The sequence below is a fragment of the Paenibacillus sp. FSL H8-0260 genome, from assembly GCF_045040625.1.
GTDB classification, from domain to species: Bacteria; Bacillota; Bacilli; order Paenibacillales; family Paenibacillaceae; genus Paenibacillus_AQ; species Paenibacillus_AQ odorifer.
On the sequence record NZ_CP150298.1, the window covers coordinates 2,662,975 to 2,678,979 of the forward strand.

General features: G+C 45.4%; 20 protein-coding genes. 19 read left to right on the forward strand and 1 reads right to left on the reverse strand.

The window, feature by feature from the left end; genetic code table 11:
* Window positions 1-72 precede the first annotated feature (72 nt).
* From MHI51_RS11610 to MHI51_RS11650, 9 genes are all read left to right on the forward strand, one after another.
* Window positions 73-2,142 (forward strand): bifunctional aldolase/short-chain dehydrogenase, encoded by a 2,070-nt coding sequence (locus MHI51_RS11610; RefSeq protein ID WP_076218904.1) that lies wholly within the window; start codon window positions 73-75, stop codon window positions 2,140-2,142.
* Window positions 2,143-2,182: 40 nt separating this feature from the next.
* On the forward strand, window positions 2,183-2,941 hold the full coding sequence (locus MHI51_RS11615; protein ID WP_036689767.1) for a DeoR/GlpR family DNA-binding transcription regulator: 759 nt from the start codon (window positions 2,183-2,185) through the stop codon (window positions 2,939-2,941).
* A gap of 26 nt (window positions 2,942-2,967) precedes the next feature.
* Window positions 2,968-3,696 carry a (Fe-S)-binding protein gene (locus tag MHI51_RS11620; RefSeq protein ID WP_076130354.1) on the forward strand — a complete coding sequence of 243 codons (729 nt, stop codon included), beginning with the start codon at window positions 2,968-2,970 and terminating at the stop codon, window positions 3,694-3,696.
* Window positions 3,693-5,246 (forward strand): LutB/LldF family L-lactate oxidation iron-sulfur protein, encoded by a 1,554-nt coding sequence (locus tag MHI51_RS11625; protein WP_076309127.1) that lies wholly within the window; start codon window positions 3,693-3,695, stop codon window positions 5,244-5,246. Before MHI51_RS11620 ends, MHI51_RS11625 begins: the two co-directional genes overlap by 4 nt.
* Complete coding sequence (locus tag MHI51_RS11630) at window positions 5,239-5,967, forward strand: lactate utilization protein (protein WP_076218753.1); 729 nt, start codon at window positions 5,239-5,241, stop codon at window positions 5,965-5,967. Before MHI51_RS11625 ends, MHI51_RS11630 begins: the two co-directional genes overlap by 8 nt.
* 26 nt (window positions 5,968-5,993) lie before the next feature.
* Window positions 5,994-7,484, forward strand: coding sequence for a rhamnulokinase (gene rhaB / locus MHI51_RS11635; protein WP_405173889.1), 1,491 nt, complete (start codon window positions 5,994-5,996; stop codon window positions 7,482-7,484).
* Between the two features lie 137 nt (window positions 7,485-7,621).
* Window positions 7,622-8,896 carry an L-rhamnose isomerase gene (gene rhaA, locus MHI51_RS11640; protein ID WP_076218752.1) on the forward strand — a complete coding sequence of 425 codons (1,275 nt, stop codon included), beginning with the start codon at window positions 7,622-7,624 and terminating at the stop codon, window positions 8,894-8,896.
* 160 nt (window positions 8,897-9,056) lie between these two features.
* Window positions 9,057-9,695 (forward strand): Vat family streptogramin A O-acetyltransferase, encoded by a 639-nt coding sequence (locus MHI51_RS11645; RefSeq protein ID WP_076130349.1) that lies wholly within the window; start codon window positions 9,057-9,059, stop codon window positions 9,693-9,695.
* Between the two features lie 116 nt (window positions 9,696-9,811).
* Entirely contained in the window at window positions 9,812-10,189 is a 378-nt protein-coding gene (locus MHI51_RS11650) for a YkvA family protein (protein ID WP_081387669.1), read from the forward strand.
* Between the two features lie 16 nt (window positions 10,190-10,205).
* On the opposite strand, the gene MHI51_RS11655 is transcribed toward MHI51_RS11650, so the two are convergent.
* Window positions 10,206-10,598 carry a helix-turn-helix domain-containing protein gene (locus MHI51_RS11655; RefSeq protein WP_076130348.1) on the reverse strand — a complete coding sequence of 131 codons (393 nt, stop codon included), beginning with the start codon at window positions 10,596-10,598 and terminating at the stop codon, window positions 10,206-10,208.
* 150 nt (window positions 10,599-10,748) lie between these two features.
* On the opposite strand from MHI51_RS11655, the gene MHI51_RS11660 reads away from it, so the two are divergent.
* From MHI51_RS11660 to MHI51_RS11705, 10 genes are all read left to right on the forward strand, one after another.
* Window positions 10,749-11,423, forward strand: a complete 675-nt coding sequence (locus MHI51_RS11660) for an NAD(P)H-dependent oxidoreductase (RefSeq protein WP_076130347.1) — start codon at window positions 10,749-10,751, stop codon at window positions 11,421-11,423.
* 187 nt (window positions 11,424-11,610) lie between these two features.
* Window positions 11,611-12,021 carry a CidA/LrgA family holin-like protein gene (locus tag MHI51_RS11665; RefSeq protein WP_076218749.1) on the forward strand — a complete coding sequence of 137 codons (411 nt, stop codon included), beginning with the start codon at window positions 11,611-11,613 and terminating at the stop codon, window positions 12,019-12,021.
* Entirely contained in the window at window positions 12,021-12,707 is a 687-nt protein-coding gene (locus tag MHI51_RS11670; RefSeq protein WP_036689780.1) for an LrgB family protein, read from the forward strand. The genes MHI51_RS11665 and MHI51_RS11670 overlap by 1 nt, the downstream gene beginning before the upstream one ends.
* Before the next feature lie 94 nt (window positions 12,708-12,801).
* The gene (locus tag MHI51_RS11675) at window positions 12,802-12,981 is read left to right on the forward strand and encodes a hypothetical protein (protein ID WP_036689781.1); all 180 of its coding nucleotides are present in this window, start codon (window positions 12,802-12,804) and stop codon (window positions 12,979-12,981) included.
* Window positions 12,982-13,147: 166 nt separating this feature from the next.
* Window positions 13,148-13,327, forward strand: a complete 180-nt coding sequence (locus MHI51_RS11680) for a hypothetical protein (protein WP_076218748.1) — start codon at window positions 13,148-13,150, stop codon at window positions 13,325-13,327.
* 165 nt (window positions 13,328-13,492) lie between these two features.
* Complete coding sequence (locus MHI51_RS11685; protein WP_076218747.1) at window positions 13,493-14,059, forward strand: putative ABC transporter permease; 567 nt, start codon at window positions 13,493-13,495, stop codon at window positions 14,057-14,059.
* A gap of 146 nt (window positions 14,060-14,205) precedes the next feature.
* Window positions 14,206-14,682, forward strand: coding sequence for a DUF523 domain-containing protein (locus MHI51_RS11690; protein ID WP_076186997.1), 477 nt, complete (start codon window positions 14,206-14,208; stop codon window positions 14,680-14,682).
* Between the two features lie 49 nt (window positions 14,683-14,731).
* Window positions 14,732-14,878, forward strand: coding sequence for a hypothetical protein (locus MHI51_RS11695; RefSeq protein WP_155288116.1), 147 nt, complete (start codon window positions 14,732-14,734; stop codon window positions 14,876-14,878).
* 168 nt (window positions 14,879-15,046) lie between these two features.
* On the forward strand, window positions 15,047-15,496 hold the full coding sequence (locus tag MHI51_RS11700; protein WP_076130343.1) for a DUF4362 domain-containing protein: 450 nt from the start codon (window positions 15,047-15,049) through the stop codon (window positions 15,494-15,496).
* 30 nt (window positions 15,497-15,526) lie between these two features.
* On the forward strand, window positions 15,527-16,000 hold the full coding sequence (locus MHI51_RS11705) for an NUDIX domain-containing protein (RefSeq protein ID WP_076130372.1): 474 nt from the start codon (window positions 15,527-15,529) through the stop codon (window positions 15,998-16,000).
* Window positions 16,001-16,005: the final 5 nt, after the last annotated feature.

Sequence of the window (16,005 nt, forward strand, 5' to 3'; positions counted from 1 at the left end):
ACAAATAGTTTAAAATCAAAACAAACAAAAATAAACAAAAAAACAAACATTCAAAAACGGAGGTATTCACAAATGGTACAAAACTTATGGGATTCATCTCAGAAAACGAAATTAAACGGGGGATTGGATGCACTAGTGTTCCGCTCTAATCTGCTGGGCGAAGATCGCAGAGTCTGTAACTTTGGCGGAGGGAATACCTCCAGCAAAACGATAGAATTGGATTTTCGCGGGCGTGAGGTAGAAGTAATGTGGGTAAAGGGCAGCGGCTCTGACCTTGCTACGATGAAAGCAGGCAACTTTACCGGACTAAGGCTTCAGGATATTGCCCCGTTATTTGAACGTGATGAAATGCCAGATGAAGAGATGGTAGCTTATCTCGCAAATTGTATGATTGATCCTAAACATCCGCGTGCTTCTATCGAAACGTTACTGCATGCATTTTTACCTTTCAAGCATGTGGATCATACGCATCCAGATGCCATTATCAGTTTATGCTGCGCTCATAACGGTAAGAAAATTGCCCGTGAGATTTATGGGGATCGTTTCGTATGGGTGCCATACATCCGTCCAGGCTTCACTTTATCCAAAATGATTGCCGAAGGTGTGCTCGCAAACCCTAAAGCTGAATTAGTGCTGATGGAGAAACACGGTCTCGTGACTTGGGGGGATACACCTGAATCTTGTTATGCCAAAACAATCTCCATAATTAACGAAGCGGAAAGTTATATTGAAGAAAGAATTGAAGATCAGAACCTATTTGGCGGCCGCAAATCGGAAGCACTTCCGGAAGCAGAGCGGCGGGCTGTAGCGGCGGCAGTGATGCCACTGATCAGAGGCGCGGTCAGCGATGAGCGTAAAATGATTTTGACCTTCGACGATGCGGAGGATGTGCTGCGTTTTGTAGGAGGGGCTGACTCGGAGAAGTTATCCGGTGTAGGCGCAGCTTGTCCAGATCATTTGGTACATACCAAAATGAAGCCGCTTTTTGTTGCGTGGGAGCCAAATACCAATGATATCGATGGCTTGAAGGCGAAGCTGAGCGAAGCGATTAGCGCTTATAAGGAGCAGTACAAAGCGTACTTCGACCGTAATAAACATGAAGGCGATGTAATGTTCGAGGCTGCGCCACGTGTGATCCTGATCCCTGGCGTGGGCATGATCAACACAGGTAAAAGCTGGAGCAATTCTAAGATCAGCGGAGCCTTGTATCACCGGGCGATTGCTGTTATGCGCGGAGCTACTGCGCTGGGAGATTTCGTCTCTCTTAGTGAGAATGAATCGTACAATGTGGAATATTGGCCCTTGGAATTATATAAATTATCCTTGGCTCCGGCAGAAGCGGAGTTCTCCCGTAAAGTTGCCTTTATTACAGGTGGTGCCGGGGGAATTGGGAGTGAGACGGCTCGTCGTTTAGTATCAGAAGGAGCGCATGTTGTATTGGCAGATCTCAATCTGGAGGGGGCACAAAAAGTAGCGGAAGAGATTAATGCTAAGTATGGTGAAAATCGTGCATTCGCCGTTAAAATGGACGTAACTCAGGAAGAGCAGGTAACTGCAGCTTATGCGGAGACAGCCCTTTTTTATGGCGGGGTCGATATTATTGTTAATAATGCTGGGCTTGCAACCTCCAGTCCGTTTGATGAGACTTCATTGAAAGAGTGGAATTTGAATATTTCTGTGCTGGGCACAGGATATTTTCTCGTTGCACGCGAAGCTTTTAAAGTGATGAAGGAGCAAAAAATCGGAGGCAGCATGGTATTCATCGGCTCCAAAAATTCTATTTTTGCAGGTAAAAGCGTCTCGGCTTACAGTTCTGCCAAGGCGCTCGAAGCCCATCTGGCCCGCTGCATAGCAGCTGAAGGTGGAGAGTTTGGCATCCGTGCCAATACGATTCTGCCCGATGCAATTCTACAAGGATCAGCTATCTGGAATTCGAACTGGCGTAATGAACGGGCGGCTGCTTACGGGATTGAGCCGGATCAATTAGAGGAGCATTACCGTAAACGCACGACGCTGCTAGTTAATATTTATCCACGTGATATTGCCGAAGGCGTTGCTTTTTTTGCTTCTTCCAAGTCAGAGAAAACTACGGGTTGTATGCTGACAATCGATGGTGGAGTGCCAGCAGCTTTTACTAGATAAGAGATAGCTTGAATATAGATAGGGATAACGGAGGGAAATCATGCTGATTGCAGACAGATATGAACGAATCGTAGAACTAGTGAATGAACGCGGCAGTATCCGTGTCTCAGAATTGAGTACATTATGCCAAGTGACGGAAGAAACCATTCGCCGCGATCTGGATCGATTGGAAAAAGCGGGGCGGCTGCTGCGTTCGCATGGCGGAGCAGTTAGCCTGCGTGACCGGCAACCGGAGACCCCTTATGCTGAACGAGAAATCATGAATGCAGCGGAGAAACAGCGGATTGCCCGTGAGGCGGTAATGATGATTAAGCCGGGCGATCGGATTCTACTGGATGCCAGTACAACGGCTTGGTATATGGCTTCGCATTTGCCGGATATGCCGCTCACTGTGTTGACCAATTCTACTAGAGTGGCAGCAGAGTTAAGCGGGAAGGAGCGGATCGAGGTCTTTTCTACAGGCGGGCAACTGAGCCGCAGATCAATGTCCTATGTGGGTCATTTAGCAGAACGTTCGCTTGAATTGTATCACGTGGATAAAATGTTTTTTTCCTGCAAAGGATTTCATCTCGAACGTGGCGCTAGTGAATCAAATGAGCTGCAAGCTATGGTGAAACGAAAGATGATTTCTATAGCGGAGCAAGTGATCTTATTATGCGATTCCAGTAAATTCGGAATTCAAGCGTTCACACATTTTGCGGCTCCTAGTGATGTGGATGTTCTAATAACGGATTACAGCCCTGTTGAAGAACAAATGAAGCAGTTGCAGAAGCTGAACATCGCAATAACGACGGTGTAGTAAATAGTTGTGCAGGAGGTGAAGGCATGAAGGTATCGATGTTTATAACTTGCGTCAGCGATGCCGTGTTCCCGAAGGTCGGGGAAGCCATGGCTCGTCTGCTGGCCAGATATGGCGTACAGCTGGAGTTCCCGGAGGTGCAGACCTGCTGCGGACAGCCTGCGTACAACAGTGGATATTGGAATGAAGCGCGGCAAGCTGCACTTACGATTCTGCAGGCCTTCGATGACAGTGATTTTGTCATTGCACCTTCCGGATCCTGTACGGGGATGCTTCATCATTACCCTAAGCTGTTTCAGGAAGATCCGGTTAATCTGGTCAAGGCGCAGAATTTGCAACGCAAATCCTATGAATTCAGCCAGTTTATGGTGCAGGTGCTTGGCGTAACTGATCTAGGAGCAGTGTTTCCGCATAAGGTTACCTATCATCCTTCCTGTCATGGCACAAGGATTCTAGGGATTCGCGACGAACCTATGCAGCTTATGCAAAATGTGAAGGCGATGGAGCTGGTACCACTGCCTTTTGCTGAGGACTGCTGTGGGTTTGGTGGAACCTTTGCCGTGAAAATGTCTGATATCTCCGGGGCGATGGTCACTGAGAAATCAGATCATGTGCTGGAGACGGAAGCAGAAATCCTAACGGGTCTGGATATGGGTTGTCTGATGAATATTGCCGGGAATCTGCGTTACCGCCGCGAACCCGTTCGAGTTATGCATTTAGCAGAACTGCTGTATGAGGGGGTGACTGATAAATGAGTCAAACCACCACCAATCTAACGGCGAAATCAGAGAACGGGAAGCCAGCAACAGTAAAAGAGCGTGCAGACTTGGCACTGAATAATGACTTTTTACGCAAGGCTGTTCGTTTTACCACGGAGAGACTGCGTGATGGAAAACAAAAAGCAGCTAACGATCATGGCCACTGGGAAGAGTGGCGTGAACGTGGGCGGCAAATCCGTCTACACACGATCGCCCATCTTGATTACTATTTGAATCTTTTTGCAGACAAGGCAAGAGCAAACGGCACACATATTCATTTTGCAGCAACGGGTGAAGAGGCTGTGAAGATTGCCCTTGAAATCGCGCAGCGAAAACAGGCAGCTTCTGTGGTCAAATCCAAATCAATGGTTACTGAGGAGCTGCATTTAAATAAGGCGCTGGAATCCATTGGTGTGGAGACCATAGAGACGGATCTGGGGGAGTATATTATCCAGCTTGCCGGGGAAACCCCGTCACATATCATTATTCCGGCGATTCATAAGAACCGCTACCAGATTGCCGAGCTGTTGTCCAAAGAGGCAGGGGAGGAGCTTTTGCCTGAAACTACTATCCTTGCTGGATTTGTACGGCGAAAGCTGAGAGAGAAGTTCCTTGATGCGGATATCGGAATGACTGGCTGTAACTTTGCTATTGCAGAGACGGGTTCGATGGTGCTGTTCGAGAATGAAGGCAACGCCCGTATGGTCACCACTTTACCGAAAACACAAATTACCCTGATGGGGATGGAGCGGATTATTCCTTCGTGGAGTGATCTTGAAGTGATGGCTACATTGTTGCCTCGTTCGGCAACAGGGCAGAAGTTAACGGTATATATGTCGGGTATTTCTGGTCCCCGCAGAACCAACGATGGTGATGGGCCGGAAGAGCAGCATATTATTATTCTTGATAATGGCCGATCTGAGCAGCTAGGCGATCCTGAGTTTCAGGAGCTGCTGAATTGCATCCGCTGTGGAGCTTGTCTGAATGCTTGTCCTGTCTACCGTCATATTGGCGGTCATGCATATGGGGGAACGTATAGCGGACCTATAGGAGCGGTGTTGACCCCGGCGCTGAATAAAAATGTAGATCAATGGGATGACATCGCCTCAGCCTCTAGCCTATGCGGAGCATGTTATGAAGCCTGTCCGGTCAAAATTCCTCTGCATGATATGCTCATCTATTTACGGCGGCGGAAGGTTGAACGTGGTTATGGGGATAAGGCAGAAGGTCTCGGCATGAAGGGTTTTGGGGCGATTATGGCGAAGTCACAGAGATTTAGTAATGTGATGAAGGTAGGTAGAATCGGGCAAAAGCTGCTCGTGCGAGACGGAGGAATTCCGTCGAAACTGGGGCCGCTGAAAGGCTGGAACAATTATCGGATCGCCCCGAAGCTGGCAGATCAATCCTTCCGTGAGAGCTGGAAGGGGCTGCAACAGGAGCTAGACAAGAACAGTCGCGAAATGGACCCGGCGATACAGAAGCGAATGGAAGATTTACTAGCGAAGCGGAAGCGGGAAGAGCTGGAAGGAGAGGCCGGGCATGACTGAAGAGACGCACAGTAACTGGTTGGAACGTATGGAGCAGGATTCACGTGAAAAGCAGCAGGGATTCATGAATGATATCGCTCGCCGCCTGAAGCGGCCGAGAATTACTGAAGCTCCCGCACACCCTTTTCGCGGCGCACCGCAGTACTGGCAGCAATTCAAGTGGAGTCCGGAGGAAAGGATTGAACAATTTACGGCGAATTTTCAAAGCGCCGGTGGCCATGTATTTCGTGTGCAGGATATGGATGAAGCCAAGGCTTTTATCGTCAGCAAAGCGGATGAGATGCTCGCACGGTATATTCTCCGGCAAAATGTCACCGAGCTAGCAGCACTTCGACTAGAGGAGGAACTCACAGATACACGGGTGTCTGTCTGGAATACGGATGATCAGGAGGCATGGAAAGCTAGGGCGGCCGAGGCTGATATTGGAATTGTGATTGCGGATTATGCAGTTGCCTATACAGGCTCCATTACTGTGCTGTCCTCTGAGAATAAAGGCCGTTCAGTCAGCTTATTACCTACCGCATTAATTGCCATCGTTCCATTGGAGCGGCTGAAGACTCGTCTCGGTGAGGTGCTTATTGATTTTGATGAAGCTGGGCCATCGGGGCTGCCGGCGGGCATCCATTTTATCTCCGGACCTAGCCGTTCAGCGGATATTGAGAATGATCTGACGATAGGCGTGCATGGTCCAGGAATCGTATTCGCTTTGCTAGTAGGCTGATAGGAGATAAGGAGTGTTGTATAGGGATGAATACACAAGCTCATAATCAAATTCAGAATCATATTGCTGTTGATATCGGAGCCTCTAGTGGGAGAGTGGTCTGTGGAACCTTGCAGCAGCCGGGAGGAACCCTGTCTATAGAAGAAATTCATCGCTTCAGTAATGGATTCGCTGAACAAAATGGTAATCTATATTGGGATATAGATTATTTAGTTGCTGAAATCGTCAAGGGCTTACAGCAGGCCAAGGCTAGAGGGATCGAGCGCTGCACCGTGGGCATCGATACTTGGGGTGTCGATTATGTACTTCTCGATCAGGAGGGAGCGCGGATCCATGAGGTTTTTTCTTATCGTGACTCCCGAACGGATGGAGCGATAGAGAGGCTGCATCGTAACATCTCAACTGAAAGCGTTTACGGAAAAGTGGGGATACAATATCTCCCGATAAATACGTTGTATCAACTGTTTGTGCATGATCAGGCGGAGCTGGAAGCAGCACATTCCATCCTCCTGGTCCCTGATTATCTTTATTATCGGCTTACGGGTCGCAAGATTAGTGAAGTGACGATAGGTTCCACCTCTGGGATGCTGAATCTTCACACTCGTGATTACGATGAGGATCTTCTGTCGGTGCTTGGTATTTCAAAAGAGCAATTCCCTCCCTTAACAGAACCTGGGGAACCCGTTGGGAGGTTGACGGAGGACTTGGCGGCTCGCGGTGATCTTCCAGATTGCGAGTTCATAGCAGTAGCCTCTCATGATACAGCATCAGCTGTATTAGGGGTTCCGGCAAACAGCGAGAAATGGGGATTTCTCAGTAGTGGTACTTGGTCACTCATCGGGGTGGAACGGGGTTCAGCCATCACAAGTAAAGAGGCAATGTTACGCAACTATACGAATGAATGGGGAGCCTACGGCTCATTCCGGTTTCTTAAAAACATTATGGGCATGTGGTTGATTCAAAAGGTTCGTGAGGAGTACGGCGGACAATACAGCTTCGGCGAGCTGGTAGAGCTGGCAGCACAAGAAATCCCCTTTAGATCGATCATTTATTGCAATGATGAACGATTTATGAATCCACAGAGCATGATTGACGAGATCCGCAGCTATTGTGTGGAAGCAGGACAGCTGGTCCCTCAAACGCCTGGGGAAATAGCTCGATGTGTTTTTGATAGTCTTGCTTTATCTTATTATTTCTACATTCAGGATCTCCAGCAATTGACGGGTGACAACTTAGAGAGGTTGCATATCGTTGGCGGAGGTGCGAATAACGGTCTGTTGTGCCAGATTACGGCAGATCTGCTGGAGATGGAAATTCACGCCGGACCAACAGAATCTACGGCTTTAGGCAATCTGGTTGTGCAGATGATCAGCACGGGTGCTGTAACTGATCTTCAAGAGGCGAGAGAAATTATAAGTCGTTCATTCCAAGTAACATCTTATATACCGAAGGGGATGGACCCCACGACCAAAGAAGCGGCTTTGGCACAGTTCGCCCGGCTGCAGGTCGTTAATTAGTAGCTAAGTTTAGTGGAAAACGAGCCAAAGAGAGGCAAAAATGCCTCTCATCGAGCGCAATACGCGGAAAACGAGCTAAAGAGAGGCAAAAGTGCCTCATCTAAAACACACTAAGTTAAAAATCAGGAGGCTCAAACATGGAGCAGAGTAAAGAGAGCTTACAGAGCATTCAGAACAGCTACAATGAAGCGAAAAAGCTTTACGCACAGCATGGGATCGAAGTAGATAAGGTGTTGGAGCAGCTAGCGGAAATTAAGATTTCTTTGCATTGTTGGCAAGGTGATGATGTGAAGGGTTTTTTGAATAAGGAAAAAGAACTGAGCGGCGGGATCGCAGTCACCGGAAGTTACCCGGGGCGGGCCGGGAATCCGGAGGAGCTGCGCCGGGATTTGGAACAGGCTCTAGCACTCATCCCAGGGCAACATAAAATAAATTTACATGCTATTTATGCGGATACAGAAGAGACTGTAGATCTCGACGCGTTAGAGCCTAAGCATTTTGAGCGCTGGGTGAGCTGGGCCAAAGAGCAGGGACTCGGATTGGATTTCAATCCTACCTGTTTTTCTCATGAAAAAGCAAATGATGGCTTCACATTGAGTCACCCAGATCCTGAGATCCGCAACTTCTGGATCGCTCATTGCAAGGCCTCACGTCGAATCGCCGAGTCCTTTGGTCAAGCATTAGGTCAGCCTTGTGTCACTAATTTTTGGGTTCCAGATGGTTATAAAGATACGCCGATCGACCGCTTGTCACCAAGGGTACGGCTTCAGCAGTCACTCGATGAAATCTTCAGCGAGGAAATCGATCAGCAATATAACATTGATGCTGTAGAAAGTAAGCTGTTTGGTATTGGTTCGGAAAGTTACGTGGTTGGCTCACATGAATTCTATATGGGTTATGCGCTAAGCCGGGGTAAGGCGGTGTGCTTCGATGCTGGGCATTTCCATCCAACCGAGACGATTTCGAATAAGCTGTCTTCCTGGCTGCTGTTTGGGGATCAATTACTGCTGCATGTTAGCCGTCCAGTACGCTGGGATAGTGATCATGTGGTAACTATGGACGATGAGCTGCTCGAGATTGCCCGTGAACTGGTTCGTGGTCAGTTTCTGGACAGAACGCATATTGGATTAGATTTTTTTGACGGAAGCATCAATCATGTTGCTGCTTGGGTGATCGGAACACGAAATACATTAAAAGCTTTGCTTCGTGCTATGCTGGAGCCAATCGAGCAATTGAAGCAAATTGAGCTGGATGGAGATTACACTTCAAGACTTGCCTTGGTCGAGGAATTTAAATCGTATCCGTTTGGAGCCATTTGGGATTATTATTGTGCGAAGAATGGCGTACCGGTCCGGGAAAGCTGGCTAAATGAAGTGAAACAGTATGAGGCTGAGGTTTTATCGAAAAGATAGAGGTAGAAGTAGAAGCAGAACGAGCTTTAACAATATAAGTAGATAAAAGATAGGCGGTTACCGGCAGGTAGCCGCCTTTTTATGTTTATGAATCGTACATGATTTGAATTCAGCTCTGATCTCTGCTATGTTTTATCCAAAAGAGAGCGAGGCGCAAACTATGAAACAATATGGACCGAACCCGAATACGCTCTATCCCAATGAACAAATTAAAAGTATCTGCTATATAAAAAATGCGATTACAAGAGACAATATCATTGTTGGCGATTATACCTATTATGATGATATAAACGGTGCAGAGAAGTTTGAGGAACGTGTGACTCATCATTATGATTTTATTGGCGATAAGCTTATTATTGGAAAATTCTGCGCGATTGCCAAAGGCATTGAATTTGTCATGAATGGCGCCAACCACCGGATGAATTCGGTTTCGACCTATCCGTTTAACATCATGGCCCATGGCTGGGAACAGGCGGTCCCGGATTTAAAAGATCTGCCGCTAAAAGGTGATACAGTCATCGGAAACGACGTTTGGATTGGACAAAATGTTACGGTTATGCCAGGTGTGCATATTGGAAACGGAGCAGTTATCGCAGCCAATTCTACAGTTGTAAAGGATATCCCGGCGTATAGTGTAGCTGGAGGAAATCCCTGCAAAGTGATTAGACAACGTTTTGATGATGAAATGATCGAATATCTTGAAGCGCTGAAGTGGTGGGATTGGGATGCTGAGCGAATCTTTAAGAATCTTGAAGTGTTATGCAGCAGCGATTTAACGAAAATCAAAGCGATCAATTAACCGTAAGTAGGTTCAGGATACGGACTTTAGTTTATCTTAAAGATATAAACCTCAATTGAGGGAATACTTTAGGTATAGGTATGTACGTCATATGAACCTTTCGGAGGGAACCGGCAATGAAGAAAGATAAGGTCAAGAATAGCATGGAGCTCACTGCAGAGGAATTTCCATATAGCAAAGAAAATGAGGAAATGGTAACGAAAAATTTTTGGACGAAAACTAAAAAGTTTGCAGGCAAAATTCCATTTACTAAAGATGCTATCGCGATGTATTATTGTGCCGTCGACGCTAAAACACCTTTATGGGCGAAAGGAATTGCTTTCGGTGCATTGGCTTATTTTATTTCTCCTATAGATGCTATACCCGATGCGATTCTAGGCCTTGGATTTACAGATGATGCAGCGATTATCGCAGCAGGCATTAAAGCGATATCCGGTCAGGTAACCAACGAACATAAGGAAAAAGCTGCAGCGTTTTTTAATGGGGAAAAATAAAAGGTGCAGCATTGAGCTACACCGTAATATCTGTACCTTCAGGACAGCTTTCTGCGGAAAGCTGTTTTGTTTTGTACACCTCGCCCCAATCTTTCATGAGTTTAATAATAGGAATCAGTGTCTTGCCGAATTCAGTTAAAGAGTATTCGACTTTTGGGGGAACCTGATGGTAGACCTCACGGTGTACAACCCCATCCTCTTCCAACTCTCTTAGTTGCAGGGTCAGCATACGTTGGGTAATACCCGGGCAGATCCGGCGGAATTCGTTAAAACGTTTCGTGCCATCAATCAAGTGATAGATGAGAATTCCTTTCCATTTGCCTCCTATAACGTCCAGTGTAAATTCCACAGGGCAAGCTTCTTTGTTGCTTTCCGGGAAATTTCCGAAGCCGCCTTTTCGGTCACGCATAGCTGTTCAACTCCCATGGTATCATTTTGTATACTACATAACATTATTGTGCGTACTTTTAAAGAAGTGATATATACACTAATATTAAGCATGTGATCGGCAAACAGTCAAATGCTCGTCGATGCTAACCAAGTAAAGGGAGTGTTACTCATGGATACTTTATCGTTAAACAAGAATGAAATCCTGTCTGCATATCAGTTCAGACATGCAACTAAAGAATTCGATAGCCATAAAAAAATTAGTGAATCGGACTTTCAATTTATTCTGGAAACTGGACGATTGTCACCAAGTTCATTCGGATTCGAGCCTTGGCGTTTTGTGGTAGTACAAAGTCCGGAAGTACGTGAAAAATTACGTCCTTATGCCTGGGGCGCACAAAAGCAATTGGCAACCGCAAGCCATTTTGTGCTTATTCTCTCACGTCTTCCTAAAGATATGGCTGCTGACTCCGATTATATTAAAGGGATCATGGAGAATGTGCAGGAGTTGCCTCCGCAAGGAATGGAAGGAAAACGTAAAGTTTTTGATAAGTTCTTGAAGGTTGATTTCGGACTGATGGAGAATGAGCGGGCAATGTTCGAATGGAGCTGCCGGCAGACTTATCTGGCGCTTGGGAATATGCTGACTTCAGCTGCGTTAATCGGGATCGACTCCTGCCCAATGGAAGGTTTTGATAAAGCTAAGGTTGAGCAGATTCTGGAAGAAGAAGGGATTTTGGACGCTGAGCATTTTGGAATCTCCTGTATGGCAGCTTTCGGATATCGCCTGAACGAACCACGTGGTAAGACGCGTCAAGGTGCAGAGCAAGTGATTCAGTGGGTTTAACGAAATTGAATCTTAATCTTTGAGCCTGTAAAGTCTCTGTATTCTGGGGATTTTGCAGGTTTTTTTGCGATATTTCTTATAAGATTCAAAAAGTAATTGAAAGTTTCATGAAAACTCTGATACCCTTATGAAGGTGACTCCATATTAGCGCTATCGCTTTAACTTAATAATGAAGGGATCCTGCATCATGAAAATCATTCGCATTATTATCCAAGTGTTCCTGCTATATTTGTTCTACTTGGCTGGGGACTATCTGCAAAAGCAACTGCATCTCCCCGTTTCCGGGAGTATCGTAGGATTACTGTTACTTTTTGTTCTATTGCTATTCAGGGTCGTGCCTTTGAAGTGGATTGAAGAGGGTGCTACAACGATATTAGCTTACCTTCCGTTATTTTTTATTCCAGCGACAGCTGGGATCGTGAATCATATGGATATCTTTAGTGGTAGAGGTTTACTATTAATCCTAATCCTTATCGTTAGCAGTGTTCTCACGATTGCCGCAGCTGCACATTCTAGCCAATGGCTTACTAGCGTAAACAACAAGCTGAAAGCGGGATGGAGCGGCAAGAGACTAAGCGAAAAGGGGAAGGAAATATAATGTTTTTTATCGCAACAGGTATTGTACTGCTTAACGTAGCTATTTATTTGATGATGTCAGTAGTATATAGACGATTTCGTATTCCTGTACTTATTCCCGCGCTTACAGCAACAGTGATTGTTGTAACTTTACTACTATATTTTCATATTCCGTATGATACATATATGATAGGCGGCCAATGGATTAATCAGCTGCTTGGTCCTGCTGTAGTATCGTTAGCCTACCCATTATATAAACAACGTAATGTGTTGATTGAGAATCTCCCGGCAATTCTGGGCGGAGCCATTGTAGGTCTGCTTATAGGGATGTTTAGTGGACTGCTTTTGGCGGCAGGTCTAGGCTTCTCTAAATTATATGTTTTATCTTTATTACCTAAATCGATCACTACACCTGTAGCGATACAGATCTCGAACAGCTTAGGTGGGGACTCTTCTTTAACCTCTGTATTTGTTATGATTGCTGGATTTACAGGTGCGATTGGCGGACCTTTTATCATCAAACTGTTTAGAATTCGTAGTGAGGTTGGAATCGGAATTGGTCTAGGAACCGCTTCTCATGCTCTAGGAACAGCAAAGGCCTTGGAATATGGTGAACAATCCGTTTCGATGAGCTCGGTTGCGATGACTGTTTGCGCCATAGTTGGCTCTTGTATCGGCCCACTTGTAGCGTGGATGATGTACCCTTAAATTATTCTTTTAATTGGACTATGTTTGCAAAACACTCCATCGGGTAACTATAACTAAGGAACAAAAAAAGCAAAGCACCTGAGGAGGATTTCACATGTCCGATCACACACAAGATGAAGCGGAAATCCGCAACAAGGAAAATAAAGAAGGCGATTCATTAGCTGAAATTAAGAAGATGGAGAACGGTGTAGACATCGAGCCAGAGGCAGATGAGTGGGTAGCCAAACCCGCTGAATCCTCACACCCAGATCCGCTTCCCGATAATTTGGAGTAAATGATTCGGAAGACAGGCTGTCCTTTAGGGGACAGTCTGTTTTTGTTGATGATATACTTAAGTATTGTATAATAAATAAAAGTACAACCTCATCAGAGTGTTTTCTCCAAGTTCGTCTTAGCTTTTCGCAAATTTCACAGATCTTTGCCAACAGGGAGGAAATGGAATGCGTAGTCGGAATGAGAACAGCCGTTACCGGCAAAAACGTGGTGAGGCTCTAGCAGGAAACTTTGAGAAAAAGTACGGTTCAAACTTTGGCGTACGCAGTGAGCTTAAGATGGATGCACTGAAGAAACCAAACGACGATCAGTTGCTGACGACACCTCATGAAGAAGAGCATAAATAATTAGAAGGTAACAAGTGGGAGACTTTTACTCCTGGAATTCTGGAATAGAGGCATAACCTTTTGGGTTATGTCTTTTTTTGTGCGCATATTTCCAGAACGATCAAGACATAATAGGGCCGGATGGACAACTAAGAAAATAATGACAACGGGAGGCGAGATTAGGTCATGATTATTCCTATATTTTCGTTAAGTGGAGATATAGCAGTTACTGTGGTGGGCCAATACTTTTTTTATTTTATGGTCTATTCCTTTTTAGGTTGGGTATTGGAAGGGACCTATAATCTATACAGTAATGGAAGCTTTCGCAAAGAAGGATTTCTAAAAGGTCCATTTAAGCCGATGTACGGCTTTGCTCCACTATTGCTATTGATTGCTCGAGATTTGACGCTGCCACTTCCGCTTTTCCTATTTCTTGCGCTAATCATTCCTTCTGCTGTGGAATTTATAAGCGGTTGGCTGTTAAAAACGGTATTCCATAAGCAATGGTGGGATTACTCAGGAATGTCTTATCAACTGCAAGGGCATGTTTGCCTGCGTTTTTCTCTATATTGGTGGGGGCTTTCAGTAGCTAGTGTCTATGTAATTCAGCCGCTTATGGAGCTTTTATATTCGGGTGTTCAGCCTATTTGGAAATTCGTGCTTCCGATCGTGGGGTTCTACTTTATGGCGGATTTATTATGGACCTGCTGGAGCCGGTATCGGATGGAGAAAACCCCTCAATATCAGAAATAATGGTTTTCTATATGTGTACTACGAGTCTTCTTTTGTGTATCAAGCACAAACATTTCGTGGACAGGCATTTCGATATTGCATATCCGTTTCTAGTCATAAATAATATAGCAATATATTAAATACTAGACGGACTGGTGGCGATAACGATGACAGGGAAGATTCTAGTGAGCGCATGTCTGTTAGGGCATAAAGTACGTTATGATAATGGCGATGTTCCGTGTCTCGATGCCCGATTCCTAAAGTGGTATGAGGAAGGGCGTTTTGTCCATATTTGTCCAGAGGTAGTGGGAGGTTTGCCAACCCCTCGTCCTGACGCACAGCGGCAAGGGGATCGGGTAGTGACGGGGGCAGGCGTGGATGTTACGGAGCCATTTATGAAGGGGGCTCAAGCCACACTAAAGCTGGCTAGGGAACATCAGGTTGCATTAGCTATTTTAAAACAAGACAGTCCTTCATGCGGAAGCCTGTATATTTATGATGGAACCTTTAAAGATACGAAAGCACCGGGAGAGGGCACCACTACGGAGCTGTTGAGGAAAAATGGGTTTAAAGTATTTGGCGAAGATCAGCTGGATGAAGTCGAGCAGGAACTCGCACGTATGGACGGGCAGGGCATTCTTTAAGTAATAAATAGGCTGCAGGATACATAGTGTGTATAAGGGGAACGAAGCAGTGTCCTTGGGAGAGGAAATGCCGTCCGATGAGCCATCCTTCATTTGGGATAGGAGGCGGACGCAGATGAGTATTGATCAGCTCATTGCTTTGCTCGTTCTTGTCATTATGATCGTACAGCTTGCTGGCACAAAAGGTAAACACTAAGACTCACCTCATTGTAACTGCTTCCGGAGCTCAGGAATTTTTGAGTTCGGAAGCTTTTTTTGTCCACGGCTATGCATATTGTGGAATCTAAAGGATTCCTTCATAGTGATGTCTAATATACATATAGTGGGTTTTTGGGAAGTCCAAGGAAAGAATTTAGGGGGAACTATGAAATTTAGAACATGGATAATCATTGTGCAGTTATTTATGATTGCTGTGCTTGTAGGCGTATTGGCGGCCGATCTAGGTGAGACAGGCTCAGATGAGTCTAAACATGATGATATTTTAATACATTTTGATCAAAAAGATTTAAACAGGATGAAAGAAACCGTTCAAAGGTTTAGTGAAGGTAAAGGGGATAACCTGATGTTGATTGAGCCAACCACGGATAGTGGACGGTTAATTCATGATTTCTATTCTAATGGTAAAGAGCTTCATTGGGTAAAGGATGATACAAGAGATGCATGGAGTAGTAGTCCTGGGAAGATCGAATATGTGTGCCAAGCGATTGAACTAATAGAGACAGGTGAGCGGTTTAATGTCGAGTTATCTCAATGTAATGTTCAGCCAGACGGTGAGAAAATAAACGTGATCAGCTTTTTAAAAGAAAGATTATAAACCCATTTACGGAGAGGATGGATGATCAATATGCCGATGTCTGAGTACTATCAAGGGATTCGTGGGAAAGTGGGCTCAGAATTATTAATGATGCCTTCCGTAGCTGCAGTAGTAAGAAATAAAGAGGATGAGATTCTGTTCATCCGCAAGCCAGGAGAATCTTTGTGGGGATTGCCTGCGGGAGCGATTGAGCCAGGGGAGCGTCCTGGAAGAACCTTACGCAGAGAGGTATATGAAGAGACAGGGTTGATGGTTCATCCTACGTCGATTTTAGGTGTTTTTGGTGGAGCGAAATATAGATACGAATATAGTAATGGCGATCAGGTAGAATATACGGTTATTGTATTTGAGTGCTCTATCATCAGAGGAACGCTTAGAGCTATAGATGGGGAGATCGAAGAATTTAAATTTTTCAAAGAGAACGAGCTGCCAGAGATTGCAATTCTTTATCCTAGAGAGATTTTTATAAAAGACCGAGAGAAGACTGCAACGATATTTGAGTGACTGAG

Coding starts and splice junctions, on each gene's coding strand:
- MHI51_RS11625 (WP_076309127.1), top strand. CDS start 3,693: ATGAGTCAAACCACCACCAATCTAACGGCGAAATCAGAGAACGGGAAG.
- MHI51_RS11655 (WP_076130348.1), bottom strand. CDS start 10,598: ATGCGTGACCGAAAAGGCGGCTTCGGAAATTTCCCGGAAAGCAACAAA.
- MHI51_RS11680 (WP_076218748.1), top strand. CDS start 13,148: ATGCGTAGTCGGAATGAGAACAGCCGTTACCGGCAAAAACGTGGTGAG.
- MHI51_RS11620 (WP_076130354.1), top strand. CDS start 2,968: ATGAAGGTATCGATGTTTATAACTTGCGTCAGCGATGCCGTGTTCCCG.
- MHI51_RS11700 (WP_076130343.1), top strand. CDS start 15,047: ATGAAATTTAGAACATGGATAATCATTGTGCAGTTATTTATGATTGCT.
- MHI51_RS11630 (WP_076218753.1), top strand. CDS start 5,239: ATGACTGAAGAGACGCACAGTAACTGGTTGGAACGTATGGAGCAGGAT.
- rhaA (WP_076218752.1), top strand. CDS start 7,622: ATGGAGCAGAGTAAAGAGAGCTTACAGAGCATTCAGAACAGCTACAAT.
- MHI51_RS11660 (WP_076130347.1), top strand. CDS start 10,749: ATGGATACTTTATCGTTAAACAAGAATGAAATCCTGTCTGCATATCAG.
- MHI51_RS11645 (WP_076130349.1), top strand. CDS start 9,057: ATGAAACAATATGGACCGAACCCGAATACGCTCTATCCCAATGAACAA.
- MHI51_RS11670 (WP_036689780.1), top strand. CDS start 12,021: ATGTTTTTTATCGCAACAGGTATTGTACTGCTTAACGTAGCTATTTAT.
- rhaB (WP_405173889.1), top strand. CDS start 5,994: ATGAATACACAAGCTCATAATCAAATTCAGAATCATATTGCTGTTGAT.
- MHI51_RS11615 (WP_036689767.1), top strand. CDS start 2,183: ATGCTGATTGCAGACAGATATGAACGAATCGTAGAACTAGTGAATGAA.
- MHI51_RS11650 (WP_081387669.1), top strand. CDS start 9,812: ATGAAGAAAGATAAGGTCAAGAATAGCATGGAGCTCACTGCAGAGGAA.
- MHI51_RS11705 (WP_076130372.1), top strand. CDS start 15,527: ATGCCGATGTCTGAGTACTATCAAGGGATTCGTGGGAAAGTGGGCTCA.
- MHI51_RS11675 (WP_036689781.1), top strand. CDS start 12,802: ATGTCCGATCACACACAAGATGAAGCGGAAATCCGCAACAAGGAAAAT.
- MHI51_RS11690 (WP_076186997.1), top strand. CDS start 14,206: ATGACAGGGAAGATTCTAGTGAGCGCATGTCTGTTAGGGCATAAAGTA.
- MHI51_RS11610 (WP_076218904.1), top strand. CDS start 73: ATGGTACAAAACTTATGGGATTCATCTCAGAAAACGAAATTAAACGGG.
- MHI51_RS11685 (WP_076218747.1), top strand. CDS start 13,493: ATGATTATTCCTATATTTTCGTTAAGTGGAGATATAGCAGTTACTGTG.
- MHI51_RS11665 (WP_076218749.1), top strand. CDS start 11,611: ATGAAAATCATTCGCATTATTATCCAAGTGTTCCTGCTATATTTGTTC.